At 56.0% G+C, this 24,644-nt stretch carries 22 protein-coding genes and 1 pseudogene; 12 read left to right on the top strand and 11 right to left on the bottom strand.

What is annotated here, in order from left to right; translation table 11 throughout:
- Positions 1-6: 6 nt before the first annotated feature.
- From AUC60_RS00900 to AUC60_RS00885, 4 genes are all read left to right on the top strand, one after another.
- A complete protein-coding gene (locus AUC60_RS00900; protein ID WP_087264091.1) occupies positions 7-3,198 on the top strand; it encodes an efflux RND transporter permease subunit in 3,192 nt (1,063 codons plus the stop codon).
- Positions 3,198-4,595 carry an efflux transporter outer membrane subunit gene (locus AUC60_RS00895; RefSeq protein ID WP_087264090.1) on the top strand — a complete coding sequence of 466 codons (1,398 nt, stop codon included), beginning with the start codon at positions 3,198-3,200 and terminating at the stop codon, positions 4,593-4,595. The genes AUC60_RS00900 and AUC60_RS00895 overlap by 1 nt, the downstream gene beginning before the upstream one ends.
- Before the next feature lie 286 nt (positions 4,596-4,881).
- Entirely contained in the window at positions 4,882-5,913 is a 1,032-nt protein-coding gene (locus AUC60_RS00890; RefSeq protein ID WP_238599488.1) for a HEAT repeat domain-containing protein, read from the top strand.
- A gap of 369 nt (positions 5,914-6,282) precedes the next feature.
- Complete coding sequence (locus tag AUC60_RS00885; protein WP_087264088.1) at positions 6,283-6,645, top strand: histone-like nucleoid-structuring protein, MvaT/MvaU family; 363 nt, start codon at positions 6,283-6,285, stop codon at positions 6,643-6,645.
- 461 nt (positions 6,646-7,106) lie between these two features.
- Here the strand turns inward: AUC60_RS00885 and AUC60_RS00880 are convergent, their stop codons facing one another.
- A complete protein-coding gene (locus AUC60_RS00880; protein WP_087264086.1) occupies positions 7,107-7,658 on the bottom strand; it encodes a DUF4946 domain-containing protein in 552 nt (183 codons plus the stop codon).
- A gap of 174 nt (positions 7,659-7,832) precedes the next feature.
- Between AUC60_RS00880 and gloA the strand changes: the two genes are divergently transcribed.
- Positions 7,833-8,354 carry a lactoylglutathione lyase gene (gene gloA / locus AUC60_RS00875; RefSeq protein ID WP_087264085.1) on the top strand — a complete coding sequence of 174 codons (522 nt, stop codon included), beginning with the start codon at positions 7,833-7,835 and terminating at the stop codon, positions 8,352-8,354.
- Positions 8,355-8,420: 66 nt separating this feature from the next.
- Here the strand turns inward: gloA and ahpF are convergent, their stop codons facing one another.
- On the bottom strand, positions 8,421-9,983 hold the full coding sequence (gene ahpF, locus AUC60_RS00870; protein WP_087264082.1) for an alkyl hydroperoxide reductase subunit F: 1,563 nt from the start codon (positions 9,981-9,983) through the stop codon (positions 8,421-8,423).
- 137 nt (positions 9,984-10,120) lie between these two features.
- Positions 10,121-10,684 carry an alkyl hydroperoxide reductase subunit C gene (gene ahpC, locus AUC60_RS00865; RefSeq protein ID WP_027902690.1) on the bottom strand — a complete coding sequence of 188 codons (564 nt, stop codon included), beginning with the start codon at positions 10,682-10,684 and terminating at the stop codon, positions 10,121-10,123.
- Between the two features lie 352 nt (positions 10,685-11,036).
- Here ahpC and AUC60_RS00860 point away from each other — a divergent pair, with 352 nt between their 5' ends.
- A complete protein-coding gene (locus AUC60_RS00860) occupies positions 11,037-12,026 on the top strand; it encodes a DNA-binding protein (RefSeq protein WP_087264080.1) in 990 nt (329 codons plus the stop codon).
- On the opposite strand, the pseudogene AUC60_RS00855 reads toward AUC60_RS00860, so the two are convergent.
- From AUC60_RS00855 to galU, 3 genes and pseudogenes are all read right to left on the bottom strand, one after another.
- Positions 12,017-13,675: pseudogene (locus AUC60_RS00855) on the bottom strand (hybrid sensor histidine kinase/response regulator); the annotation flags it as partial. The gene AUC60_RS00860 and the pseudogene AUC60_RS00855 sit on opposite strands and share 10 nt — an antisense overlap.
- A gap of 145 nt (positions 13,676-13,820) precedes the next feature.
- Positions 13,821-15,179: a glutathione-disulfide reductase gene (gene gorA / locus AUC60_RS00850; RefSeq protein ID WP_087264078.1), complete on the bottom strand. Its 1,359-nt coding sequence runs from the start codon at positions 15,177-15,179 to the stop codon at positions 13,821-13,823.
- Between the two features lie 101 nt (positions 15,180-15,280).
- The gene (gene galU / locus AUC60_RS00845; protein ID WP_087264076.1) at positions 15,281-16,114 is read right to left on the bottom strand and encodes a UTP--glucose-1-phosphate uridylyltransferase GalU; all 834 of its coding nucleotides are present in this window, start codon (positions 16,112-16,114) and stop codon (positions 15,281-15,283) included.
- A gap of 381 nt (positions 16,115-16,495) precedes the next feature.
- Between galU and AUC60_RS27950 the strand changes: the two genes are divergently transcribed.
- Together AUC60_RS27950 and AUC60_RS00840 are read left to right on the top strand one after the other, a co-directional pair.
- Positions 16,496-16,672: a hypothetical protein gene (locus AUC60_RS27950; RefSeq protein WP_167384293.1), complete on the top strand. Its 177-nt coding sequence runs from the start codon at positions 16,496-16,498 to the stop codon at positions 16,670-16,672.
- A gap of 110 nt (positions 16,673-16,782) precedes the next feature.
- Complete coding sequence (locus AUC60_RS00840) at positions 16,783-17,064, top strand: hypothetical protein (protein WP_087264074.1); 282 nt, start codon at positions 16,783-16,785, stop codon at positions 17,062-17,064.
- Between the two features lie 6 nt (positions 17,065-17,070).
- Here the strand turns inward: AUC60_RS00840 and AUC60_RS00835 are convergent, their stop codons facing one another.
- Positions 17,071-17,421, bottom strand: coding sequence for a hypothetical protein (locus tag AUC60_RS00835; RefSeq protein WP_087264072.1), 351 nt, complete (start codon positions 17,419-17,421; stop codon positions 17,071-17,073).
- A gap of 167 nt (positions 17,422-17,588) precedes the next feature.
- Here AUC60_RS00835 and AUC60_RS00830 point away from each other — a divergent pair, with 167 nt between their 5' ends.
- The 3 genes from AUC60_RS00830 to alkB all read left to right on the top strand — a co-directional run bounded on the left by AUC60_RS00830 (position 17,589) and on the right by alkB (position 18,910).
- Entirely contained in the window at positions 17,589-17,894 is a 306-nt protein-coding gene (locus AUC60_RS00830; protein WP_087264070.1) for a DUF1883 domain-containing protein, read from the top strand.
- A 28-nt stretch (positions 17,895-17,922) separates the two neighbouring features.
- On the top strand, positions 17,923-18,105 hold the full coding sequence (locus AUC60_RS00825; protein WP_087264068.1) for a hypothetical protein: 183 nt from the start codon (positions 17,923-17,925) through the stop codon (positions 18,103-18,105).
- 127 nt (positions 18,106-18,232) lie between these two features.
- Positions 18,233-18,910, top strand: coding sequence for a DNA oxidative demethylase AlkB (gene alkB, locus AUC60_RS00820; RefSeq protein WP_087264066.1), 678 nt, complete (start codon positions 18,233-18,235; stop codon positions 18,908-18,910).
- On the opposite strand, the gene AUC60_RS00815 is transcribed toward alkB, so the two are convergent.
- The 4 genes from AUC60_RS00815 to gnd are packed head-to-tail and all read right to left on the bottom strand — an operon-like array spanning position 18,894 to position 24,073.
- A complete protein-coding gene (locus AUC60_RS00815; protein ID WP_087264064.1) occupies positions 18,894-20,714 on the bottom strand; it encodes a glycoside hydrolase family 15 protein in 1,821 nt (606 codons plus the stop codon). The genes alkB and AUC60_RS00815 overlap by 17 nt on opposite strands.
- 38 nt (positions 20,715-20,752) lie before the next feature.
- Positions 20,753-21,571 carry an HAD family hydrolase gene (locus AUC60_RS00810; protein WP_167384292.1) on the bottom strand — a complete coding sequence of 273 codons (819 nt, stop codon included), beginning with the start codon at positions 21,569-21,571 and terminating at the stop codon, positions 20,753-20,755.
- The gene (zwf, locus tag AUC60_RS00805; protein WP_087264063.1) at positions 21,564-23,096 is read right to left on the bottom strand and encodes a glucose-6-phosphate dehydrogenase; all 1,533 of its coding nucleotides are present in this window, start codon (positions 23,094-23,096) and stop codon (positions 21,564-21,566) included. The genes AUC60_RS00810 and zwf overlap by 8 nt, the downstream gene beginning before the upstream one ends.
- Complete coding sequence (gene gnd, locus AUC60_RS00800) at positions 23,096-24,073, bottom strand: phosphogluconate dehydrogenase (NAD(+)-dependent, decarboxylating) (protein ID WP_087264061.1); 978 nt, start codon at positions 24,071-24,073, stop codon at positions 23,096-23,098. The genes zwf and gnd overlap by 1 nt, the downstream gene beginning before the upstream one ends.
- Positions 24,074-24,417: 344 nt before the next feature.
- Here gnd and AUC60_RS00790 point away from each other — a divergent pair, with 344 nt between their 5' ends.
- A complete protein-coding gene (locus AUC60_RS00790) occupies positions 24,418-24,591 on the top strand; it encodes a DUF6026 family protein (RefSeq protein ID WP_087264057.1) in 174 nt (57 codons plus the stop codon).
- Positions 24,592-24,644: the final 53 nt, after the last annotated feature.

Genomic DNA, 24,644 nt, shown 5'->3' with positions numbered 1-24,644 from the left:
CCACTGATGAACTTCTCTCAATTCTTTATTTCGCGTCCGATCTTCGCGGCGGTGCTGTCGCTGTTGATCCTGATCGCGGGCTCCATCTCACTGTTCCAGTTGCCGATCAGTGAATACCCTGAAGTAGTACCACCCACCGTCGTCGTGCGCGCCAACTTCCCCGGCGCCAACCCCAAGGTTATCGGCGAAACTGTTGCCGCTCCTCTAGAGCAGGCAATTACCGGCGTCGAGAACATGCTGTACATGTCCTCGCAATCCACCGCTGACGGCAAAATCACCCTGACTATTACCTTCGCGCTGGGTACTGACCTGGATAACGCACAGGTACAGGTTCAGAACCGGGTCACCCGGACCGAGCCGAAGCTGCCTGAAGAAGTGACGCGCATCGGTATTACCGTGGACAAGGCGTCGCCCGATCTGACGATGGTGGTCCACTTGACCTCGCCGGATAAACGCTACGACATGCTGTACTTGTCCAACTACGCCATCCTCAACATCAAGGATGAGCTGGCTCGCCTTGGCGGTGTCGGTGACGTGCAATTGTTCGGTATGGGCGACTACTCGCTGCGGGTCTGGCTGGACCCGAACAAGACCGCTTCGCGCAATCTGACCGCAACCGACGTGGTCAACGCCATTCGCGAGCAGAACCGTCAGGTCGCTGCGGGCCAGTTGGGCGCACCGCCCTCGCCTAGCGCCACCAGCTTCCAGATGTCGGTCAACACCCAAGGCCGTCTGGTCAGCGAAGAAGAATTCGAAAACATCGTGATTCGTTCCGGTGCCGACGGTGAGATCACTCGTCTGCGTGATGTCGCGCGTATCGAGCTGGGCTCCAACCAATACGCCTTGCGTTCACTGCTGGACAACCAGCCTGCTGTGGCGATCCCGATCTTCCAGCGCCCAGGCTCCAACGCCATCGACATCTCGAACGACGTTCGGGCGAAGATGACCGAGCTGAAGCAGAACTTCCCGGAAGGCATGGATTTCAGCATCGTTTACGACCCGACGATCTTTGTTCGCGGCTCGATTGAAGCGGTTATTCATACCCTGTTCGAAGCGTTGATTCTGGTTGTGCTGGTCGTGATCCTGTTCCTGCAGACCTGGCGCGCCTCGATCATTCCATTGGCTGCGGTGCCTGTATCGCTGATCGGTACGTTCGCCGTAATGCACATGTTCGGCTTCTCGCTCAATGCGTTATCACTGTTCGGATTAGTATTGGCCATTGGTATCGTGGTCGACGACGCCATCGTGGTAGTGGAGAACGTCGAGCGAAACATCGGACTCGGTCTGAATCCCGTAGAAGCCACCAAGCGGGCCATGAAGGAAGTGACCGGACCGATCATCGCCACGGCGCTGGTGCTCTGCGCGGTGTTCATCCCGGCTGCGTTCATCTCCGGATTGACGGGGCAATTTTACAAGCAGTTTGCACTGACAATCGCGATTTCCACGGTGATTTCGGCCTTCAACTCCCTGACCCTTTCACCGGCATTGTCCGCCGTGCTGCTCAAGGCTCACGACGCGCCGAAAGATCGCTTCTCGCGCGGTCTGGACAAAATATTCGGGGGCTGGCTGTTCCGCCCGTTCAACCGAGTGTTCGAACGCGCCAGTAATAGCTACGTGGGCATCGTCGGTCGGGTGATTCGCAGCAGCGGTATTGCATTGGTGCTTTACGGCGGTTTGATGGTGCTGACTTACTTCGGCTTCGCCACCACACCGACTGGTTTCGTACCGCCGCAGGATAAACAGTATCTGGTGGCTTTCGCCCAGCTCCCGGACGCCGCCAGCCTGGACCGTACCGAAGACGTTATCAAACGCATGTCCGACATCGCCCTGAAACAGGATGGTGTGGAAAGTGCAGTAGCGTTCCCCGGCCTGTCCATCAACGGCTTCACCAACAGCCCGAACGCAGGCATCGTGTTCGTGACCCTCAAACCTTTTGAGGATCGCAAAGACGCCAGCCTTTCGGCAGGTGCAATTGCAGGTGCATTGAACGGCAAGTTCGGTGATATTCAGGACGCCTACATGGCGATTTTTCCGCCGCCACCGGTACAAGGTCTGGGCACTATCGGCGGCTTCCGCCTGCAGATCGAAGACCGTGGCAACCTGGGTTACGACGAGCTCTATAAAGAGACGATGAATATCATCGCCAAGAGCCACAGCGTTCCGGAACTGGCTGGCCTGTTCACCAGCTACACAGTGAATGTGCCGCAGGTCGATGCTGCCATCGACCGTGAAAAAGCCAAGACTCACGGCGTGGCGATCAGCGATATCTTCGACACCCTGCAGGTTTACCTGGGCTCGCTGTACGCCAACGACTTCAACCGTTTCGGCCGCACCTATCAGGTCAACGTTCAGGCTGAACAACAGTTCCGTCAGGACGCCGACCAGATTGGTCAGCTCAAGGTACGCAACAACCTGGGTGAGATGATCCCGCTGGCGACCTTCATCAAGGTCAGCGACACCGCAGGTCCGGATCGGGTCATGCACTACAACGGTTTCATCACGGCAGAAATCAACGGCGCTGCCGCTCCGGGTTACAGCTCGGGGCAGGCTCAGGCCGCCGTGGAAAAACTGCTCAAGGACGAACTGCCTAATGGCATGACCTACGAGTGGACCGAGATTACGTACCAGCAAATCCTGTCGGGCAACACCGCGCTGCTGGTCTTCCCGCTCTGCGTTCTGCTGGCCTTCCTGGTGCTGGCTGCTCAGTACGAAAGCTGGAGCCTGCCACTGGCGGTGATCCTGATCGTACCGATGACACTGCTGTCGGCCATTACCGGGGTGATTCTGTCGGGTAGCGATAACAACATCTTTACCCAGATCGGACTGATCGTGCTGGTGGGACTGGCCTGTAAGAACGCGATCCTTATCGTCGAATTCGCCAAGGACAAGCAGACCGAAGGCATGTCGCCGCTGGAAGCCGTACTGGAAGCGTGCCGCCTGCGTCTGCGGCCGATTCTGATGACTTCCTTCGCGTTCATCATGGGTGTTGTGCCACTGGTGTTCTCCAGCGGCGCCGGTGCAGAAATGCGTCACGCCATGGGTGTTGCGGTGTTCTCGGGGATGCTCGGGGTGACCTTCTTCGGCCTGCTGCTGACACCGGTGTTCTACGTGCTGATTCGTAACTATGTGGAGCGCAAAGAGGCCCGCAAGGCGGCCAGGACACAGAGCGTGCAAAACCTGAACCCGGAGGCGCATTGATGAATTCGTTAAAGCTGTTCATGCCGAGCCTGCTGGTTTTGGCGCTGGCTGCATGTGCGGTCGGCCCTGATTACAAAGCTCCTGATACCGCAGCTGCCAAGGTCGCTTCGGCGACCGAGGGCAAGTTTGACCGCAGCCATCAGGAAACCGTCTGGTGGCAGCAGTTTGACGATCCAACCCTGAACCAGTTGGTCGCCAAATCGCTGAATGACAACCGCGAACTGCGCGTCGCCTTCGCCCGCCTCAAAGCAGCACGAGCAATCCGCGATGACGTCAGCAATGACGCCATGCCCGTGGTCACCAGCCGGGTCAGCAGTGATCTGGGAAAAGGCCAGCAACCAGGCATTACTGAACGCCGAGTCAGCAGTGAGCGTTACGATCTGGGCCTGGACATGGCCTGGGAGCTCGATCTGTTCGGCCGTATTCAGCGCGAGCTGGAAGCCAGCGAAGCCGATCAGGACGTTGCCGAAGCCAATCTGTATCAGCTTCAGGTCACCCTGACCGCCGAAGTGGTGGATGCCTACGGCCAACTGCGCGGGGCGCAGTTGCGTGAGGAAATTGCTCGGGAAAACCTGAAAAACCAACAGGAATCCCGCGGGGTTACAGCGCAACTGCGTGACGCCGGGGTAGGCAATGAGCTGGATGTCATGCGTGCCGATGCGCGCCTTGCGGCAGTCGAAGCGTCGGTTCCGCAATTGCAGGCCGAACAGGTTCGTCAGCGTAACCGCATCGCAACGTTGCTGGGCGAGCGTCCGGAAAGCCTGAGTGTCGACCTGAGCCCGGCAAAACTGCCGGCGATTGCCAAAGCGTTGCCTATTGGCGATCCGACCCAGGTGCTGCGTCAACGCCCGGACATTCGTGCGGCTGAACGTCAGTTGGCCTCCTCCACGGCCCGTATTGGTGTGGCAACGGCTGATTTGTTCCCTCGGGTCAGCCTGAGTGGTTTTCTGGGCTTTACCGCCGGCCGCGGATCACAAATCGGCTCGTCAGCCGCCAGAGCCTGGTCGTTGGGGCCAAGCATTTCGTGGGCAGCGTTTGATCTAGGCAGTGTGCGAGCACGGATTCGCGGGGCCGATGCTGACGCTGAAGGCGCGTTGGCTAACTATGAGCAGCAGGTACTGTTGGCGCTGGAGGAGTCGGAAAACGCATTCAGCGATTACGACAAACGTCAGCAACGTCTGGTTTCGCTGATTCGTCAGAGTGAAGCGAGTCGTGCGGCGGCCAATCTCGCGTCGATCCAATACCGCGAAGGCACCGCAGACTTCCTGGTGCTGCTGGACGCCGAGCGCGAACGTCTCGCAGCCGAGGACTCACAGGCTCAGGCCGAGATCGATCTGTACCACGGCATCGTCGCTATCTATAAAGCACTGGGCGGAGGCTGGCAGCCACAGGCTTGATGGATTGACTGCTTGAACCATGAAGCCCCGCTCCTCCTGGACTGCGGGGCTTTTTGGTGTCTGGCGTTTAGTGATTCGTGTGTACATATCCGTTTCTGCGGTCATGGATATGTACACACGTAACTGCATGGAAGAACCCGTCGTTACCCCATCCATTCAACATCGATCGTTTGACACCAAGCCGTCGCTCCACGAAGCTGCAAGCCGTAAAGAAATGGATATCGGTATGCTCATGCCTGTTCGAGGCTTTTTTTCAAAAACAAAAGCCCGCCGCGGTATAACACTGATGGCCGGGGTAATCCTGATCGCATTGATCGGCGCCGTTTACCTGGGTCACCAGTGGGCAACCCCGCCTGCCCCCCCGGTACTCAGCCAGACTTACAGCGAGGCCCTGGAGCTGGCGCACAACGGCAAACCGGGTGCTGCCCGGGTCCTCTATCAGCACCTTGCCCGCAACGACCTCTCCGATATTCGTCGCGCCAGCCTGCTTGCCGAACTCGCCAACTACCCGAGCCCTCAAGCACTGAAGCTGCTCGATGCTGCGCTGCAGAATGACTCAACACTCGTGCGTGAGGCAGCCATTGAGGTCACCACAAAAATGCTGCCCGACGGCAAACGCAGCATTTTGCTGGGACCATTGCTTGAAGATCCCGAAACATCGGTTCGCTTTACCGCCACCATGGCCCTGCTCGATCTGTCGCCTGACGAGCTTGGTCTGTATTTCGCAGCGTTGCAACACAGCGTCGACCTGTACGTGGCAAGCCTTAAGGCTCAGCCCCCCACCGGCAGCAGTCAGTTGCAACTGGCTCGATTACTCGCGCACAGCGGTGACGGTCCGGCTGCGCTGGCTGCTCTGCAAGTCGCAATGGATCTGGAGCCAAAAAATCTGGATGCCTCCATCGCTTATCTCGAACAACTCGACCAACAAGGGCAAACCGAGCAAGCGCGTCAATTGCTGGGTCGGCTTCTGACCCACCACCCAAACTCATCAAGGCTTCAACACGCTCTGGGAATGTGGCTGCTCGATCATGATCAAACCGAGTATGCGTTGCTGGCACTGGCCAAAGCTGTTGAGCTGGAACCTGACAACACTGATTACCGATATGACCTAGCCGTGGCACTTCACGACCTTGAGCAATTGGAGGCAGCGCAAAAACAATTGGCTGAAATCCTCCAACGCCAGCCAGCCAACCGCCAGGCTCGGGTGTTATTGATTCGATACTGGAAGGAAACCGGGCAATTGCAAAACGTACAGATATTGCAAGCCGAGCTTGAGCAACAAAACCCTGACGATCCGGCTCTACAGCAGGGACTCTAGCCAAAAAAATGCAGCTTCAAGGCGAAAAATTGTGTAGTTCCCCGAACGCTTAATATCAGAAATAACTTACAAGCGAATTCATCTGATAAGACGAAGCGAGTAGCGTCATCAAAAACTCAGGACATCCATACCGCTAGTTAATTGCATCAAAAGTATTTTCTAACTCAAAAAAAACGTGCATGATTTACACGCTACTGATTACAACTACCTTTTTTCATCGAAATGAAAACGACAGGAAGCGCTAAACTCACTGGAGAAAAATACGCCCCTTGGTTCCCTGACGGACAATCGACTGCGCGTAACTCCCGAGCATCTTGTCTTATCGTTTTTTGACGCTGGTAACAGCCAATCACCGTTGGAGTATGTTATTTGTCCAGACTTGCCGAGTTTCGCGCAGCAGAAAAAGCCCTTCAGGAACAGCTCGCCCAGCTGGAGTTCTTGAAGAATGATGCAGGCCTGAAAAAGGAAATCGAGTTCGAACAGAAGCTTCAGGCTCTGATGAGCACGTACGACAAGGGTCTGCGCGATATCATCACTATCCTCGACCCTAAAGGCTCGTCCTCTCTGCCCGCTGCTGCTGGGCCAAAGCGCCGTCGTGCGAGAGTCGTCAAGGTCTATCAGAACCCTCACACCGGTGAGCTGATCGAGACCAAAGGTGGCAACCACCGTGGCCTGAAATCCTGGAAAGAGCAATACGGTGTTGATACCGTCGACTCATGGCTTCGCGCCTGATCGAGTTCTTTCAGTATAAAAAGCCCTGCCCTTGCAGGGCTTTTTTATACGAGCGACAACTCTCTGACGCCAGATATAATTCATTGGCATTAATCGACTTATCATTTTTGTACTGTCGTACAACTTCGTTCAACCGTGACTGAGCTCAGTTAGGACAAGCTCTCGAGCGACTACTACTGGCGCCGCCTGGAGATATCTATCTATACGCCTAATTCACAACGTTGATGAGCTTGCATATGCCAACCCGAGAGCAGCAGCAATCAAGACTAATAACAACCAGCATTATCGTAGAAAGTTGTCAGAATATTCCGATATGTATAAGTACGGACGTTCCAGATTTTTCTCACAGGCTTCACGTTTTTTTCACAGCGGGTCTTCCAAGATGAAGGCCGCTAAAGGATTAGCGCCCCATGCCCGCTTCGGCGGGCTTCTTTTTGCCTGAAACTCAGAGTGTGCAGCGGTTACTGACCAGCCCCAAGCCGCAGCGTGTTGCGGATCTGCAGGGCTTCATCCTTGGTCGCGGCGTAACCAGCAGCCGAACCTGCGTACGACAGCGACCAGGCAGTATCAGCCGTCGCAGCCGCGACGAGCGTCTGAGTCATCACGTGCACCCCGTTCTGGGTGATCGTACAGCTCGTCTCAAGTGCAGGAATCTTACTGAGCTCGGTCGGGTGTATTCGGGTACACACGCTCTGGAAACCGCTGCGGGCAAAATTGACCTGCACGGCTTTACGCATCTCCAGTAACACCCCTTCAACGTTGACCTGGTGACCTGAGGCCAGACGCGACTCAGTCAACTCCATGACCATGACCGGATTGCCCGCCTGATCATTTTTCGCGGCTCGCTGCCTGGACTGCAGCGAAGACTGGCCCGAACCTGATTGCTGTGCGGTCAGATCTTCCACTTGCCAGCCACTGGGCCAGATGATGACCGCATCAGTTGCATGAGCGCTGCCTGCAACCAGCGTCAGGCAAAAACCAATGAATGAATATTTGTATCGCGGGTCAATCATGAGCGGCGTCACCGAAGTACATAAAAATCATCACCGAAGCGCGTAAGCAACGAAGTCTGCCCGCCACGCTCATCAGGAACAAGGGCCAGCACACTTCAATTGCTTCGAGATTTGGCTTCGGCGCAGGTGGCCCGTATCATTTACATCTATAGAAGACCTCAACCGGAGATATCCATGAGCCTGCAAGACCTTAATACCTTCCCTGGCGTGACCGCACAGCCAGAGGTGGCGACCCGGCAATTCGTGTTCAACCACACCATGCTGAGGGTCAAGGACATCACCGCATCACTGGACTTCTACACCCGCGTACTGGGTTTCAGTCTCGTTGAGAAGCGCGACTTTCCTGAGGCCGAGTTCAGCCTTTACTTCCTGGCTTTGGTGGACAAAAGCCAGATTCCGGCTGACGACGCCGCTCGGAACGTGTGGATGAAGTCGATCCCGGGCATCCTCGAACTGACGCACAACCACGGCACCGAAAAAGATCCGGAGTTCGCCTATCACAATGGCAACACCGACCCTCGCGGCTTTGGTCACATCTGCATTTCCGTGCCGGACGTGCATGTTGCCTGCGAGCGCTTTGAAGCGCTGGGCGTGGACTTTCAGAAACGCCTGGCTGACGGCCGCATGAACAGCCTGGCGTTCATCAAGGATCCGGATGGCTACTGGGTCGAGATTATCCAGCCAACGCCGCTGTAATCCACACAAGCAAAAAGGGCCTCATGGATATCATGAGGCCCTTTTTTATTGCCTGAACATTAGTCCTCAGGCTGGCGCCGAGGTCCGGATCAGGTGATCAAATGCGCTGAGAGAAGCCTTGGCACCCTCCCCCAAAGCAATGATGATCTGCTTGTAAGGTGTGGTGGTCACGTCACCCGCAGCGAAGATTCCGGGAATGGACGTTTCACCACGTGAGTCCACAACGATTTCCCCGCGTGGCGACAGCTCGATGCTGCCTTTGAGCCAATCGGTATTAGGCAGCAGACCGATCTGCACGAAAATACCTTCCAGCTCTACCGCCACTTCTTCGCCGTTCACGCGGTTCTTGTAGCGCAGGCCGTTGACCTTCTGCTCGTCACCGGTCACTTCAGTGGTCTGCGCGTTGGTGATGACCGTAACATTCGGCAAGCTGGTCAGCTTGCGCTGCAGTACGGCATCAGCGCGCAATTGCACATCAAATTCAAGCAGCGTGACGTGAGCCACGATACCCGCCAGGTCGATGGCCGCTTCGACACCGGAGTTACCACCACCGATCACCGCGACACGCTTGCCTTTGAACAGCGGACCGTCGCAGTGCGGGCAGTAGGCCACGCCCTTGTTGCGATATTGCTGCTCGCCAGGAACGTTCATCTCCCTCCAGCGTGCGCCAGTGGCAAGAATAACTGTCTTGGCCTTCAGGCTCGCGCCGCTTGCGAACTTCACTTCGTGCAGTGCGCCGTCCTTACCAGCAATCAGTTGATCTGCGCGCTGCAGATTCATGATGTCTACTTCGTATTGTTTGACGTGCTCTTCAAGGGCAACGGCGAGCTTCGGACCTTCTGTGTGCTGCACGGAAATGAAGTTCTCGATCGCCATGGTGTCCAGCACCTGGCCGCCGAAGCGCTCCGCCGCCACACCGGTACGAATACCTTTGCGGGCTGCATAAACAGCCGCTGCGGAACCGGCCGGACCGCCGCCAACGACCAACACGTCGAAAGCGTCTTTGGCGTTGAGTTTCTGCGCCTGACGATCACCAGCACCGGTGTCAATCTTGGCCAGAATTTCTTCAAGGCCCATGCGGCCCTGACCAAACAGCTCGCCGTTCAGGTAGATACTCGGTACCGACATGATGTGCCGGTCGGTAACTTCGTCCTGAAACAGCGCGCCATCAATAGCGACGTGCTTGATGTTCGGGTTCAGCACCGCCATCAGGTTCAGAGCCTGGACGACATCCGGGCAGTTCTGGCAAGACTGGGAAAAATAGGTTTCGAACAAGAACTCGCCTTCAAGAGCGCGAATCTGCTCGACAGTGTCCGCACTGGCCTTGGATGGGTAGCCACCGACTTGCAGCAGCGCCAGTACCAGCGAGGTGAATTCATGGCCCATCGGGATGCCGGCAAATCGCAGGCTGATGTTTTGTCCCGGGCTGTTAAGCGAGAACGACGGAGTACGCACGTCGGTGCCGCTGTCATTGAGGGTGATGTCTTTCGAAACACTGATCACGTCGTTAAGCAACGCCAGCATTTCCTGGGATTTCGCGCCGTCATCGAGGGACGCGACGATCTCGACCGGGCGGGTAACCCGTTCCAGGTAAGACTTCAGCTGCGCTTTAAGATTGGCGTCCAACATGCGGGCGATTCCTTTTTGCTGTAGTAGAAAAAACAACGCCCAGGCGATAGTCGCCCGGGCGTTTTTGGGGCGATGCGGTTTACTTGCTTAAGAGCTCAACGCCCCTAGCCGACTTACGCGACTTGGATGCATGCAGCTTAGATCTTGCCGACCAGGTCCAAAGATGGAGCCAGAGTGGCTTCGCCTTCTTTCCATTTAGCCGGGCAAACTTCGCCTGGGTGAGCAGCTACGTACTGAGCGGCTTTGACTTTGCGCAGCAACTCGGAAGCGTCACGGCCTACACCACCGTCGTTCAGTTCAACGATTTTGATCTGACCTTCTGGGTTGATCACGAAAGTGCCGCGGTCAGCCAGACCAGCTTCTTCGATCAGAACGTCGAAGTTACGGGACAGGATGTGAGTTGGGTCGCCGATCAATGGGTACTGGATTTTGCCAATGGCTGGCGAAGTGTTGTGCCAGGCAGCGTGGGCAAAGTGGGTGTCAGTCGACACGCCGTAGATTTCAACGCCGAGCTTTTTGAAGTCAGCGTAGTTGTCAGCGAGGTCTTCCAGTTCGGTCGGGCATACGAAGGTGAAGTCTGCTGGATAAAAGAAGACGACAGACCATTTGCCTTTGAAGTCAGCTTCAGACACGTCTACGAAAGAGCCGTTCTGGAATGCAGTGGCTTTGAACGGTTTTACCTGGCTGTTGATGATAGGCATCGGTGAATCTCCTAGTGGGTTGTTAATTCGATGAAACGGAGCTTACGCATAATGACCTATGCAAGCTCATTGGCAAACCTCATGCGCACGATTGGTTTTGACTATAACGGCGGCTTATTAATAGAAGGAATTGGAATGCCTACTGAGGATGCCCCTCTTCAGCTGGCAAACACTAGCCTGTAGGAGCGCACGGGCCACGCGAGGCCGCGATAGCGGTGAACCAGGCAAACCGTGATCACGGCCTCACGGTGCTCGTGCGCTCCTAAGGTCGATAAAATTCAACTCGATATAACGCTTGAAATAGTATGTAATTACAGGGTACATACCACAGTATGAAATAAAGGCGAACGAAATGACTCGGGGCGGCGTCAACAAAGCATTGGTACAGACAGCACGACTGTCATTGATGGCCCGTGGCGAGCACCCGAGCATCGATTCGGTACGTATTGAAATGGGCAACACCGGCTCCAAGACCACGATTCATCGCTATCTGAAAGAGCTAGATGCAGCCGACCGGACAGGTACAGCCCCGGCCGATATCAACGATGAGCTAACCGAGCTGGTGACTCGCCTCGCCCAACGCCTGCAAGGTCAGGCGCAAGAAACGATAAATGCGGCGCAGTCGCGCTTCGACGCAACTTGCCATCAGCAGAATGAAGAGTTAAAGCAGATTCAAAATCAGCTAGCGGAGATCACCAGCCGCCTGACGCGCAAAACCGACCAGCTAAAAGAGCAAACCGCAACGCTGCACGCCACCCGCGAGCGACTCCAGATTGAACAAACCAACAATGCCCGCCTGACTCAAGCCAATCTGGACATGACGACCCGTCTACAGGAGAAAGACGAGCAAATCCGCTCCCTGGAAGAGAAAAACCTGCATGCCCGCGAATCTGCAAAAGACCAGCACGAGCAGGCACAGCGTCGGTATGAAGAGCACACTCGCCAGTTACAGACTGAACTGCGCCAGACGCAACAGAGCGCCACGCAGCATCAGACGGAAGTCACCCGGCTTACTCGGGACAATGAACGCCTGTTAGCTGAAAGCCGCAGCGCTCAACGGGAACTCGAAAAGCAGAATAGCCATCTGGAAAAAATCACTGCTCGGGCGGCGAGTGCAAATGAGCAGTTTCAACACTCGGAAACGCGTTGCGCCTTGCTTGAAGAGCGCGCCCGCACGGCTCAACAGGAAGCCGCGGACGCTCGCCAGCAACTGACCGATCAGTTGCAGCAAAACCGCGTAGTGGAACTGATTTTGATCAAGACCGAACTGGCCCTTGAAAATTTGCGGGCAGCACACGCGAAAAGCGCGACGCCTCCAGACCTGCCTACTGATCAGGACTGATCTCGGCGCTCGAGCATGGTCCGCACACGCAATGCCAATTGATCGACCGTGAAGGGCTTTGTCATCATCTCCATTCCACACCCCAGAAAATCCCCTTGCACCTGGGCCTCGGGAGCGTAGCCGGTGATAAACAGTACGCGTAGCTCAGGCCGATACTGTCTGGCTATCTCCGCAAGCTGACGACCATTCAAGCCCGGCAGCCCCACATCACTGACGAGCAAGTCGATACGCTCACCTCCCTGCAGATACGGCAACGCGGCCTTGCTGTCACAGGCCTCCAGAGTTGAATAACCTAACTCCTGCAACACATCGACAACCAGCATTCGCACCGGCTCTTCGTCTTCGACCACCAGCACCCGCTCACCATTGACGGCGCGCGGAGCCTCCAGACCCTCGACACTTACCGGCCTGCGCTCTGGCAGATCACGATGACAAGGCAAGTAAAGATGCACGACCGTGCCCTGCCCCTCAGCGCTATCAATCAACACATGCCCTCCGGTCTGCTTCACAAAACCGTAGACCATCGACAGGCCAAGCCCGGTTCCCTGCCCAATAGGCTTGGTGGTGAAGAAAGGATCGAAAGCACGATCCAGGACGTCATCAGGCATACCCGAACCGCTGTCGTGAACACTCAGGCGCACATACTCACCGTCCGATACATCGCCAGACCTGGCTTCAACGCTGACATGCTCACTGGTGATCGTAAGGAGTCCACCATCAGGCATCGCATCCCGGGCATTTATCACCAGGTTCAACAGGGCATTTTCAAGCTGATGTTCGTCGGTATTGGTCCGATGCAAGCCATCGCTCAGCTCGATCCGCAACTCAATACTTTCGCCGATGGTTCGCGCTAAAAGCTCCTGCATCGACGTCACCATCTGGTTGACATCGACAGCAGTGGTATTGAGTGATTGCCGACGAGCGAAAGCCAGGAGACGATGAGTCAGAGCAGCGGCCCGGTTGGCAGACGTCATGGCCGCGCTGATGTAGCGATCAATTTCCCCCGCTCGACCAGCAGCAATGCGTCGCTGCATGAGGTCGAGAGCGCCTAGCACGCCGGTGAGCATATTGTTGAAGTCGTGGGCAATCCCACCGGTCAGCTGACCTATTGCATCCATTTTTTGCGCGTGGCGCAGCGTCTCTTCTGCCTGTGCGCGCTCAGCCATTTCTATTTGCAGCAGTTCATTGATACTGGCCAGTTCACGGGTACGCTCGGCGACTCGCAACTCGAGACTTTCATTGAGTTCGCGAAGCGCCTCCTCGGCATTGACCTGGGCCGTAATGTCGGTGTGGGTGCCTAGCCAGTGGGTAATGTGTCCGTGCTCATCACGAATCGGCAAGGCCCGGGCCAGAAACCAGCTATAAGTGCCGTCCTTGCCACGCAATGGGAAGGTGTCTTCCCAGATGGACCCCGTTGCAAAACAATGCATCAACCGAGCCGTCACCCGATCCACATGCTCGGCGTGATGAACAGAGCGCCAGCCCAGTGCGCGCATGGCTTCCAGAGACGCGCCGGTATAGTCGTACCAGCGCTCGTTGTACCAATAAATGTTGCCCGCTGAATCCGCAGTCCATGCCAGTTGACTCATGTTGTCAGCAAGACTGCGAAACTGCCGCTCACTCTCAAGTAACGCATCAATGTTGCGCATGGGACCTATATCTTGCTCATCGAAGGTCAATGGCATCGCCGCCCAATAGTGTTGACTGCTCATCGCAGGTGTCCTTCCTGGAATAGATTATCAACCCGGCCTTCATCCTGAATCCCGGGTAAAACGTGATTTTCGCGCAGAGCGCTTAACGATCCACCGGCGAGCGCATGGTAACGAACTCTTCAGCAAGCGTCGGATGCACCCCGACCGTGTCGTCAAACTGGCGTTTGGTCGCGCCAGCCTTGAGCGCAATGGCCAACCCCTGAATGATCTCACCGGCTTCCGGGCCGACCATGTGGCAGCCAAGCACTACATCTGTTTTGGCGTCTACGACCAACTTCATCAGCGTACGCTCCTGATTGTCAGTCAGGGTCAGTTTCATAGGGCGGAAACGGCTTTCGAAGATGCGCACCTCATGGCCTGCCTTCTGCGCGTCTTCTTCGGTAAGGCCAACAGTGCCAATGTTCGGCAAACTGAAAACAGCAGTCGGAATATGCGCATAATCCACAGCACGAAAATCTTGCGGCTTGAACAAGCGCCGGGCAACAGCCATGCCTTCTGCCAGCGCCACAGGCGTCAGTTGAACCCGACCGATCACATCGCCGATAGCCAGGATTGAAGGCTCGCTGCTTTGGTAGTTGTCATCAACCTCGACAAAGCCATTTTTATCGAGCTTGACGTTGACATGCTCCAGACCCAGGTTGTCGAGCATAGGCCTGCGCCCGGTGGCGTAGAACACACAATCGGTATTCACTTGCTGGCCATTCTTGAGGAACAGCTGAAGACTTCCATCGGCTTGTTTCTCGATGCGCTCTATATCCGCGTTGAAACGCACATCCATGCCGCGCTTGACCAGCTCTTCATGCAAGTGGCTGCGCACACCGCCATCGAAACCGCGAAGGAACATCTCGCCGCGGTACATCAGCGTGGTATCAGCACCAAGACCGTGAAAAATCGAAGCGAATTCAACCGCGATATACCCGCCGCCAACGACCACAATACGCTTTGGAAGCTGCTTGAGATGAAACGCTTCATTAGAGGTTATCGCATGCTCGCGACCGGGAATGTCCGGGACCTGCGGCCAGCCACCGGTAGCGATCAGGATATGTTCGGCACTGTAAGTCTGGCCGTTGACCTCAACCTCGTGCGGGCCCTTGAGCGTGGCATGCCCTTCCAGCAGCGTTACGCCACTGTTGACCAGCAAATTACGGTAGATACCGTTCAGGTGCTCAATCTGTCGATCTTTGTTTGCGATCAACGTCGCCCAGTCAAAGCCAGGTTCACCGGTAGACCAGCCGAAGCTTTTGGCCTGCTCAAAATCCTCGGCGTAATGGGCACCATAAACCAGTAATTTCTTCGGCACACAGCCCACATTGACGCAGGTACCACCCAGATAACGGCTCTCGGCTACCGCCACACGCGCACCAAAACCAGCAGCAAAACGTCCGGCGCGCACGCCGCCAGAACCGGCACCGATTACAAAGAGGTCGAAGTCGTAAGCCATGTAAATCTCCTAAAGCAGAGGTACAGCATATCAGCCAGAAACGACAAAGCCACCCGAAGGTGGCTTTGTCCTACAAGCAAGTCTGAGGAGGCCTCAGAGGCTTAGCTGCCTTTCTTGTAGAAATGCTCGAAGCAGAAGTTGGTTGCTTCGATATAACCTTCTGCGCCGCCGCAGTCAAAACGGGTGCCTTTGAATTTGTAAGCCAGCACGTTGCCTTCTGCTGCCTGCTTCATCAAAGCGTCGGTGATCTGGATTTCTCCACCCTTGCCCGGCTCAGTAGCTTCGATTTTCGCGAAGATATCCGGCGTCAGAATGTAACGACCGATAATTGCGAGGTTGGACGGTGCGTCCTCGGGCTTTGGCTTCTCAACCATGTCAGTGACACGGAACAGGCCTGGCTTGATTTCTTCACCTGCAATCACGCCGTACTTCTGCGTTTCGTTGGCAGGTACTTCCTGAATGGCAACGATCGAGCAACCGTAGTGCTTGTGCAGCTTGACCATCTGCGCCAGCACGCCTTCGCCTTCCAGATTCACACACAGGTCATCCGCGAGCACTACGGCAAAGGCTTCATTACCAATCAGCGGACGACCGCTGAGGATCGCATGACCCAGACCTTTCATTTCGGTCTGGCGAGTGTAGGAAAAGCTGCACTCGTCGATCAGTTTGCGAATACCAACCAGGTACTTTTCCTTGTCGGTGCCCTTGATCTGGGTTTCCAGCTCGTAGCTGATGTCGAAATGGTCTTCCAGCGCGCGCTTACCACGGCCGGTAACAATGGAAATTTCGTTAAGGCCTGCAGCAAGAGCTTCTTCCACGCCGTATTGGATCAGTGGCTTGTTGACCACTGGCAGCATCTCTTTAGGCATGGCTTTGGTCGCTGGCAAAAAGCGAGTGCCGTAACCGGCTGCGGGGAACAAGCATTTCTTGATCATAAAAGTCCTTTATAAGGGCTGGTGGCGTTAGCGGCGCAGTCTAATCAGGCGGCGATCACCTTACAATGCCCCGCCTCTGGCCTTTCGATGCCATGGTAGAGGAATCCTCGAGCAGATAGTTCCACTCGATTGCAGATTTTAAAAACATCGGAGCGCACCCAAACAATCAACGGCAGGTACGCCGCAAGAGCTTCAAGCCCTTGACAGCAACCTTGTCTGGAGAGGAGAACCCAACGGTTTCAATCTGCACTGAAAGCCGTATACCAGCGTAGTCCAATGCCATGCGATGCGCAGGATTATCCCCCACAGCACAGGAGACAGCCGCACCGGCGGCGACTTATGATGTGCCGCTCCCGCCCCCTTACCCACGAGATTGCTGCAATGTCACAAGTGAAAAATGTAAACGGCTACTTGATCAAAAAACTTCAGGATGGCCAGTGGTGGGCGTGCTCGGCTGAAGGTGAAGCCATCGCGGGACCATTTATAAGCGAAGAAGCCGCGATTGAAGTTGCCGCCGTCTTGCAGGACCAGCCGAAAGCCGCACGCCGACGCTCCTGAAACAAAGGCTACTGAAATCGCTGAATGATGTCGGAACGATGGCTTTATCGGTGAGTCATACCACCAGCGACGCTTGAACCCACCTACGCCCTTTGAAGAAGTACCAAGACATGATCAAAGTTTTGTCCATTATCGTTGTACTGGGCCTTACTGGCTGCGCGACGGCCTCCAACACTTACTTGAAAAATGGCAAGCAGGGACTGAACATCGACTGCTCCGGCGAAGCCATGTCATGGGCCAGTTGTTACGAAAAAGCAGACGCATCCTGCGCGGGCACCGGCTATGAAATCATCGGCACCGATGGCACGCCACGCCTGCCGGAAACTGACAAGACTTTAGGCGCCGATGTAGGCAACTACAAAAACCGCAGCGTGCTGGTGGTGTGCAAGTAAAACGGATCAGCCCGAGATACAGAACGTCGCAGCATGCTGCACATCCTTGGGCCGGATCGGCATGTTCGACAATCGCTCGTAAACCTTGATCGAGCTGCCGCCTGAACGGTTTTCCACATCCAGAACCGCAGCCGGGTCCTTGCTGAACTTCTGCGCCACGATCACGCGCAAGCCGTCATGATGAGGTTCAATCAGCGGCGGCTTGCGGCTGTCGGCAATCTTGCCAACAAAACACTCGGTATATTCCTTGGGAGATTTGCCAGACATCACGTTCATGGTTGCTGGGGTATGTTCGATATCTGCGACGGTGGCGCAGCCAGTCATCGCCAGAGCCAAAATTACGACAGCCAATTTCATACAATCCTCCCGGTAAAGGTGCTACGACAAGCTTGGCGGGAATTAAATCCCGAATAAAGTCGTTTTTACCCAACGGACTGCAATAAAACCTGAATCGCTGATAAATGCCGACCCGCGTCATGCTATGGTTTTGATTTTTCGAAAAAAGACTTCCGCCGGAGACACCCATGAAATTCGTACACCAGCGCGAGCACCTCAATGAAGACGATCTCGTCGTCATCGAGTGTTCTCAGCTCTGCAACATCCGCCTGATGAATGACTCGAACTTCCGCACCTTCAAAAACGGTGGCCGTCATACCTATCACGGCGGTGCGTTCGACAAGTTTCCGGCCAAGATCGCCGTTCCCAGTACCGGGTTCTGGAACATCACCATCGATACTGCGGGGCGCAAGATGGACTCCAACGGTGGGCGCAAGACTAACTTCACTCACTCGATCAAAATTGTCCGTCGCTCGACGTCTCGACTGAGCTGATCGTACTAACCAGAAGTCAGGAGACAACGTGAACACACCTGCCCCACGAACGACCAAATACGCTGTCAGCTACAAACTCAACGGCGAACGCCGCTTTGAGTTCGCTCAATTACAGTCGGCATCTGTCGAAGAAGCAAGGACCGCCCTGGAAAAAATGCACGGCGAAAGCGGCGACGTCATCAGCGACGTGAAAGTCAGTAAAGCCCTGTAATCCCGACACGGATGCAGATGGCGCAAGGTATGTCGCAGCTGCCGAAGGCTGCGATGGCGGCATGTCAGATTGATGAGTGCCGCTGCTTTCGGCAGCTCCTACGCTACTCTGAAGGAGCCCTCCCTCGATGAAACGGCAAAGCACGACGCCGACCACCTTCGACTTGTTCGCTGAAGAGCCCGTACAAAGCGCCGCAATGGAGCAGCTCGGCCCTTGCTCCTGGGTATTGCGCAGCTTCGCTCTGGATGAAGTCGAGCGCTTGTTACCGGCACTGGAAGACGTTTTGGCTAAAGCGCCTTTCAGGCACATGATGACTCCTGGCGGCTTCACCATGTCGGCAGCGCTAAGTAGCTGTGGCAGCTTTGGCTGGATGACGGATAGTACTGGCTATCGCTACACCCCTACCGACCCACAAACCGGTTTGCCATGGCCGCCAATCCCCCAAGCCTTTATGGAGTTGGCCCAGCGTGCGGCGCAGATCTGCGGCTTCACCGGTTTTACCCCCGACGCCTGCCTGATCAATCAGTACATACCCGGTGCAAAAATGTCCCTGCATCAGGACAAGGACGAAAAGCACTACGGATGGCCAGTGGTTTCGATTTCACTGGGCTTGCCAGCGATATTTCTCTTTGGAGGACATCAGCGCAGCGACAAGACCCAGCGCATATCGCTCCTGCATGGCGATGTCGTGGTCTGGGGCGGCGAAGACCGACTGCGCTTTCATGGTGTGCTACCGATCAAGGCCGGCAACCATCCGCTGCTGGGAGAACAGCGAATCAACTTTACGTTCAGACGCGCGCAGTAGACTCGCATGCAGCACGGGACTTCACCGGGCAGACCGCTCGATGCAGATTAAGCGCGGTGTTAATAATTCCGATATGGCTGAACGCCTGAGGAAAGTTGCCCAGCATGCGCTTTTCCCGGGGATCGTATTGTTCAGCAAGCAGGCCCACGTCATTGCACAGCCCGCACAGCCGATCAAATAACGCCGCGGCCTCCTGCTCCCGCCCCATCAACACATAAACATCCGCCAGCCAGAACGAACACACCAGAAAAGTCCCTTCGTGACCGGCCACGCCATCAACACTGCGCTCTGTGTCATAACGCAACAGCAAGCCATCCTGAATCAGGTTGCTCTCGATCGCGGCCACCGTGCCAACCACTCGCGGATCATCAACGGGTAAGAAACCGGTAAGTGCGATTTGTAAAAGGCTGGCATCCAGCGCGGGCGAGCCATAAGTCTGGGTGAAGCTGCCAATACGCGGGTCGTAACCGTTGCGGCATACGTCAGCGTGGATGTCATTCGCAACCTGGCGAAAATGAACAGCCAGCGCCCGCTCTTCGTCGGTTTGAGCGGACTCAGCGAGCAATGTCGAGTTGCGGTCAAAGGCAACCCAGGTCATCACCTTGGAGTGAGTGAAGTGTCGGGGTTCAGAGCGAATCTCCCAGATGCCTTTGTCTGGCAAATGCCAGACCTTCTCCAGAAACGGCATGATCACCCTGGAGATCGCAATGCTGCGCGGTGGTCGAGGCAAACCACCCTTGATCGCCTGGATCATCGCATCGGCAACTTCGCCATACACGTCCAGCTGCATCTGGGTGGCCGCGCCGTTACCGATCCGTACCGGCCTTGAGGCTTCATAGCCCTCAAGCCAATCCAGCTCAAATTCAGGCAATCGCCGTTCGCCGCCGAGCCCGTACATGATCTGAATCTGCTCGGGATTACCGGCCACCGAGCGCATCAACCATTCACGCCAGGCTGCCGCCTCTTCGAAATAACCAAGATTCATGAACGCCAGCAACGTCATGGTCGCGTCCCGCAACCAGCAATAGCGGTAATCCCAATTGCGCTCGCCGCCCAACTGCTCCGGCAATGACGTGGTGACTGCCGCGACGATACCGCCAGTAGGCTGGTAGGTCATCGCCTTCAAGGTGATAAGTGAGCGCTTGACCTGAGCGGTCCAGGGCCCGACCTCAGGACATCGTCCGGAGAACTCAAGCCAGAAATACTCGGTTTCAGCCAACGCCGACTCGGCATCGATAGCGTCATGAAGGGGTTCGTAAGACGCCTGATGGCTCAGGATAAATCCCTTGCGCTCACCCGCTTCAATGCGGAAATGGCAACCGGTATGGTGGTCATGCGCCTGCATGGGGTATGGCGCACGCAGCACCAGCATTTCCGGCCCGGCGACTGCGGTCAGGGTCTGACCGTCTTTGTTCTCGACCCACGGCACGCTACTGCCATAGTCAAAGCGAATCGCCAGATCCATCTCGAAAGACACATGGCCGCTCAAGCCGACAACGATCCGGACCACATGACCGCCCTCGCCCGGCGGCATGAAGTCGATGAGCATTGCCCGCCCGGCCGAAGTTTCAAACAGCGTCTCGAGAATCAGCGTGCCTTCCCGGTAACGCCGCTCAGTACTGAGCAGTGTCCCACCGGCAGCAAGTTTCCAGCGTCCGTTATCACTGTTGCCTAAGAGCGCAGCGAAACAGGCCGCTGAATCGAAACGTGGAAAGCACAGCCAGTCGAGCGAGCCGTCTCTGGCAACCAGGGCGGCGGTCTTGCAGTTGCCGAGCAATGCGTAGTCTTCGATCAATGCAGCCATGAACAAGCATCCGTAATGGATTGAGCATCAAGGGCAATTCAGCGCGGCAGCATGTAGCGCTCGATAGCGCTGGCTACTCCATCCTGCAGATTACTGCCGGTAACAATATCAGCCTGGCTGCGAACACTTTCTTCAGCCTGCCCCATGGCGATGGAAAACCCGGCTTTGTGGAACATGGCAACGTCGTTGCCTCCGTCGCCAATCGCAGCAGTGTAGGCCATGTCCACGCCCAACTGACTCGCCAGCGTGATTAACGCATGACCCTTGTTTGCATCCAAAGCCGTGACATCGAGGTAATACAGCTGCGATCGCGCGGCATGCGCCTTGCCGGCAATCAAAGGGTTGAGCCGGGTTTCGAGGCGTTTCAACAGCTCGAAATCGTTACTGGCTGCGACGATCTTGTCGACACGATCCAGCCAAGGCTCGAAGCTATCGACCTGAACCGGCTCGTAGCCCAGAGTGCTGCGTTCGTGTTCGACGTAAGCGCCCTCCGGATCAATCAGAAACCATTGATCATCGGCGAATACCCAAACAGCCACGTCGTATCCGGAGAACAGCTCAATGCAGGTTCGTGCGGCGACCGGGTCGATACGGTAAGCAAACAGAACGCTGCCGTCCGGAGCAACAATATTGGCTCCGTTGAAACCTGCGGTCGGCAGATCGACACCCAATGCCTCAATCTGCTGGCGCATCGCTCGTGGCGGGCGACTGCTGGCTACAGTGAAATGGATTCCGGCGTCTCGCAGTCGGGCAACGGCGTCAATATTGGCCTGGCTCAGACTGTGATCAGGACGCAACAGCGTCCCGTCGATGTCGGAAAGTAAAAAGCGAACGTCTGGTTGGTGCACTTCAGGCATTGATATCCCGCCATTCTCGACCGTCTTTGCCCAGCAATGTATCCGCTGAGGCGGGTCCGTCGCCCCCGGCAGCGTACAGCTCGACCTGAGGATTTTTCTGCCAGGCATCCAGGAAAGGCTGCACCGCGCGCCAACCGTTTTCAATGTTGTCGGCACGCTGGAACAGGGTTTGATCACCGGTCAGGCAGTCGTAGATCAAGGTCTCGTAGCCGGTAGACGGCTGCATCTCGAAGAAGTCCTTGTACTCAAAGCCCAGCTCAATGTCTTCCATGTGCAGATTAGGACCGGGACGCTTGGCGTACAGGTCAAACCACATGCCCTCATTGGGCTGAATCTGGATGCGCAGGTAGTTGGGTTTGATGCGATCCACTTCGGTATCGCGAAACTGCGCATACGGCGCTGGCTTGAAGCAAATCGCGATCTCGGTACTGCGCGTACTCATGCGCTTACCGGTGCGCAGGTAAAACGGCACGCCGACCCATCGCCAGTTATCGATCATGACCTTGAGCGCCACATAGGTTTCAGTGGTGCTGTCGGGATCGACCTTGTTTTCCTGGCGATAGCCCGGAACATCGGCACCGTCCCGCGCGCCTTGCGCGTACTGCCCGCGAACAGAATTGGCCAATGCCTCCTCCTCGGTCCAAGGCCGAACGGCACCAATGACCTTGGCCTTCTCGCCACGCACAGCATCAGCGCCGAACGCTGCCGGAGGCTCCATCGCAACCATTGCCAGCAATTGAAACAGGTGATTTGGCACCATGTCTCGCAAAGCGCCGGTGTGTTCGTAAAAACTGCCACGCGTCTCAACCCCGACCGTTTCGGCCGCAGTGATTTGCACATGGTCAATGTAGTGGTTGTTCCAGAAGGATTCGAACAAGGCGTTGGAGAAACGGCTGACCAGAATGTTCTGCACCGTCTCTTTGCCCAGATAGTGATCGATCCGGTAGATCTGCTTCTCGGTCATGACCTTGAGCAGACATTCATTGAGTGCAACGGCGCTAGGCAGGTCCGAGCCAAAAGGCTTTTCGATGACTACACGACGAAACTGGCCCGACTCTTCAGTCAACAGCCCTGAAGAACCCAGGCGAGTGGCAACTTCACTGAAGAAACGCGGGGCGGTTGCCAGATAGAACACCGCATTGCCGGTCCCGGTGCTTTTGATTTTCTCGGCGATGTCGCTGTAGGTGGAGTCGTCCAGGAAGTCGCCCTGCACGTAGCTGATCCTTCCGGCCAGCTTGCTCCACAGCTCAGGATCGAGAGGATCCTTGCCGCCATCGGCAACCTTGCTGGCCGCTTCCTGACGAATGAAATCCTCGAGCTTTTTCGCAAAGTCGACGTCGCTGATCGCGTTATGGTCAACGCCGACGATGTGCAGGTTTTCATCAACCAGGCCGTCCCTGCTCAAATTGTAGAGCGCCGGCATCAGCAGACGCTTCACAAGGTCCCCATGGGCACCAAACAGGAACAGCGTGGTAGGTGGCGCAACTTCAGGCTTTTGCCGGGTACTGCTGCGCGACAATCCCATTATTTTGGACCTTCCTTATGACCGCCGAAGCCAAAGCGCATTGCCGAAAGCATTTTGTCTGCGTATGAGCTCTTCTGACGCGAGCGGAATCGGGCGAACAGAGCGCTGGAAAGTACCGGGACGGGCACCGCCTGCTCCATGGCAGCCTCGATCGTCCAGCGTCCTTCACCGCTATCGGCTACTGCGCCTGAATAAGCGTCGAGTTGCGGGTCTGTAGCCAGTGCATCAGCGGTCAGGTCGAGCAACCAGGACGAAACCACACTGCCACGGCGCCATACTTCGGCGATGTCCGCCATGTTCAGGTCAAACCGCTGCTCGACAGGCAGATTCTCGGAATTCTTCTGCTTGAGGATATCGAAGCCCTCGGCGAAGGCCTGCATCATGCCGTACTCGATACCGTTGTGGATCATCTTCACGAAGTGCCCGGCACCGGCCGGACCTGCATGAATGTAGCCACGTTCAGCGCGATCATCGGCAGAGTTGCGACCTTTGGTGCGCTCTACCGAGCCCATGCCAGGAGCCAGTGTCGCAAACAGTGGATCAAGGCGCTGAACCACATCAGCTTCGCCACCGATCATCATGCAATAACCACGCTCCAGGCCCCAGACACCACCGGAAGTGCCGACGTCGACGTAATGCAGCCCTTTGGCAGTCAGTGCCTGGGCGCGACGAACGTCGTCTTTGTAAAAGGTGTTGCCGCCGTCAATGATCACGTCGTCCGCATCGAGCAGTTCGCTCAGGACGTTGATAGTTTCTTCAGTTGGCTCACCAGCAGGAAGCATGACCCAGACAGCGCGGGGCTTGTCCATTGCAGCCACCAGGGCAGGCAAATCAGCGACTGCAGTCGATCCTTCCTTGGCCAAAGCGCTGCGGGACGCTTCATCACGATCGTAAACCACGGTGGTGTGGCCATTGAGCATGAGGCGTCTTGCAATATTGCCGCCCATGCGGCCAAGTCCGATGATTCCAAGTTGCATGCTGGTGCTCCGTAATTCGCAAAAAACAAAAAAATGTTACCTCATTGTACAGCTCACCTCGTTATGAGCCAGCCATAAGCATGATTTTTAAAGCTTAAGATTCGCGCTACACCAAGCCCTGCGGGGGCTGTAGCGGGGCCGCAAGATGGCTAATGGACATCAGCGCAAAAATGACTATAATTAAGAACGCGAAACGTTCGCGACAATTGAAAATAAAAAAGTTCCATTTTCGCGCAAAAGAAATCAGAATTGCGGCCGATAGAGAGGTAAGCAGAGGCGATTCGGGCATCGATAGTCATTTGCCAAGGCCTTTCATGTTGAATCCGCCATTTGCGAGGTGAGCAATGGGCACTGTACTACCGGCAACTGCACCACAAACTCTCTATGTCACTATCCGCCGTGACGAACTGCGCCAGCTTAAAGAAGAGCGCGAACAATTGCTTAGCAAAGTCGCTCACTTGAGCCTCATGCTTCAACAAGCGCAATTGATGCATTCCGGCAACGCTCTGCAAGCCTGATTGCGCCCTACCCCAACGTCGCCCCAGTGCAACGTAGCATGAAGAACAACAGC

The organism is Pseudomonas caspiana, from assembly GCF_002158995.1.
GTDB lineage: Bacteria > Pseudomonadota > Gammaproteobacteria > Pseudomonadales > Pseudomonadaceae > Aquipseudomonas > Aquipseudomonas caspiana.
This window is presented reverse-complemented; position numbering and strand designations above follow the sequence as displayed.

Bases quoted from the DNA above. Each gene is read 5' to 3' on its own strand.
- AUC60_RS00900 (WP_087264091.1), top strand. From the start codon at position 7: ATGAACTTCTCTCAATTCTTTATTTCGCGTCCGATCTTCGCGGCGGTG.
- AUC60_RS00895 (WP_087264090.1), top strand. From the start codon at position 3,198: ATGAATTCGTTAAAGCTGTTCATGCCGAGCCTGCTGGTTTTGGCGCTG.
- AUC60_RS00890 (WP_238599488.1), top strand. From the start codon at position 4,882: ATGGCCGGGGTAATCCTGATCGCATTGATCGGCGCCGTTTACCTGGGT.
- AUC60_RS00880 (WP_087264086.1), bottom strand. From the start codon at position 7,658: ATGATTGACCCGCGATACAAATATTCATTCATTGGTTTTTGCCTGACG.
- gloA (WP_087264085.1), top strand. From the start codon at position 7,833: ATGAGCCTGCAAGACCTTAATACCTTCCCTGGCGTGACCGCACAGCCA.
- ahpF (WP_087264082.1), bottom strand. From the start codon at position 9,983: ATGTTGGACGCCAATCTTAAAGCGCAGCTGAAGTCTTACCTGGAACGG.
- ahpC (WP_027902690.1), bottom strand. From the start codon at position 10,684: ATGCCTATCATCAACAGCCAGGTAAAACCGTTCAAAGCCACTGCATTC.
- AUC60_RS00860 (WP_087264080.1), top strand. From the start codon at position 11,037: ATGACTCGGGGCGGCGTCAACAAAGCATTGGTACAGACAGCACGACTG.
- gorA (WP_087264078.1), bottom strand. From the start codon at position 15,179: ATGGCTTACGACTTCGACCTCTTTGTAATCGGTGCCGGTTCTGGCGGC.
- galU (WP_087264076.1), bottom strand. From the start codon at position 16,114: ATGATCAAGAAATGCTTGTTCCCCGCAGCCGGTTACGGCACTCGCTTT.
- AUC60_RS27950 (WP_167384293.1), top strand. From the start codon at position 16,496: ATGTCACAAGTGAAAAATGTAAACGGCTACTTGATCAAAAAACTTCAG.
- AUC60_RS00840 (WP_087264074.1), top strand. From the start codon at position 16,783: ATGATCAAAGTTTTGTCCATTATCGTTGTACTGGGCCTTACTGGCTGC.
- AUC60_RS00835 (WP_087264072.1), bottom strand. From the start codon at position 17,421: ATGAAATTGGCTGTCGTAATTTTGGCTCTGGCGATGACTGGCTGCGCC.
- AUC60_RS00830 (WP_087264070.1), top strand. From the start codon at position 17,589: ATGAAATTCGTACACCAGCGCGAGCACCTCAATGAAGACGATCTCGTC.
- alkB (WP_087264066.1), top strand. From the start codon at position 18,233: ATGAAACGGCAAAGCACGACGCCGACCACCTTCGACTTGTTCGCTGAA.
- AUC60_RS00815 (WP_087264064.1), bottom strand. From the start codon at position 20,714: ATGGCTGCATTGATCGAAGACTACGCATTGCTCGGCAACTGCAAGACC.
- AUC60_RS00810 (WP_167384292.1), bottom strand. From the start codon at position 21,571: ATGCCTGAAGTGCACCAACCAGACGTTCGCTTTTTACTTTCCGACATC.
- zwf (WP_087264063.1), bottom strand. From the start codon at position 23,096: ATGGGATTGTCGCGCAGCAGTACCCGGCAAAAGCCTGAAGTTGCGCCA.
- gnd (WP_087264061.1), bottom strand. From the start codon at position 24,073: ATGCAACTTGGAATCATCGGACTTGGCCGCATGGGCGGCAATATTGCA.
- AUC60_RS00790 (WP_087264057.1), top strand. From the start codon at position 24,418: ATGGGCACTGTACTACCGGCAACTGCACCACAAACTCTCTATGTCACT.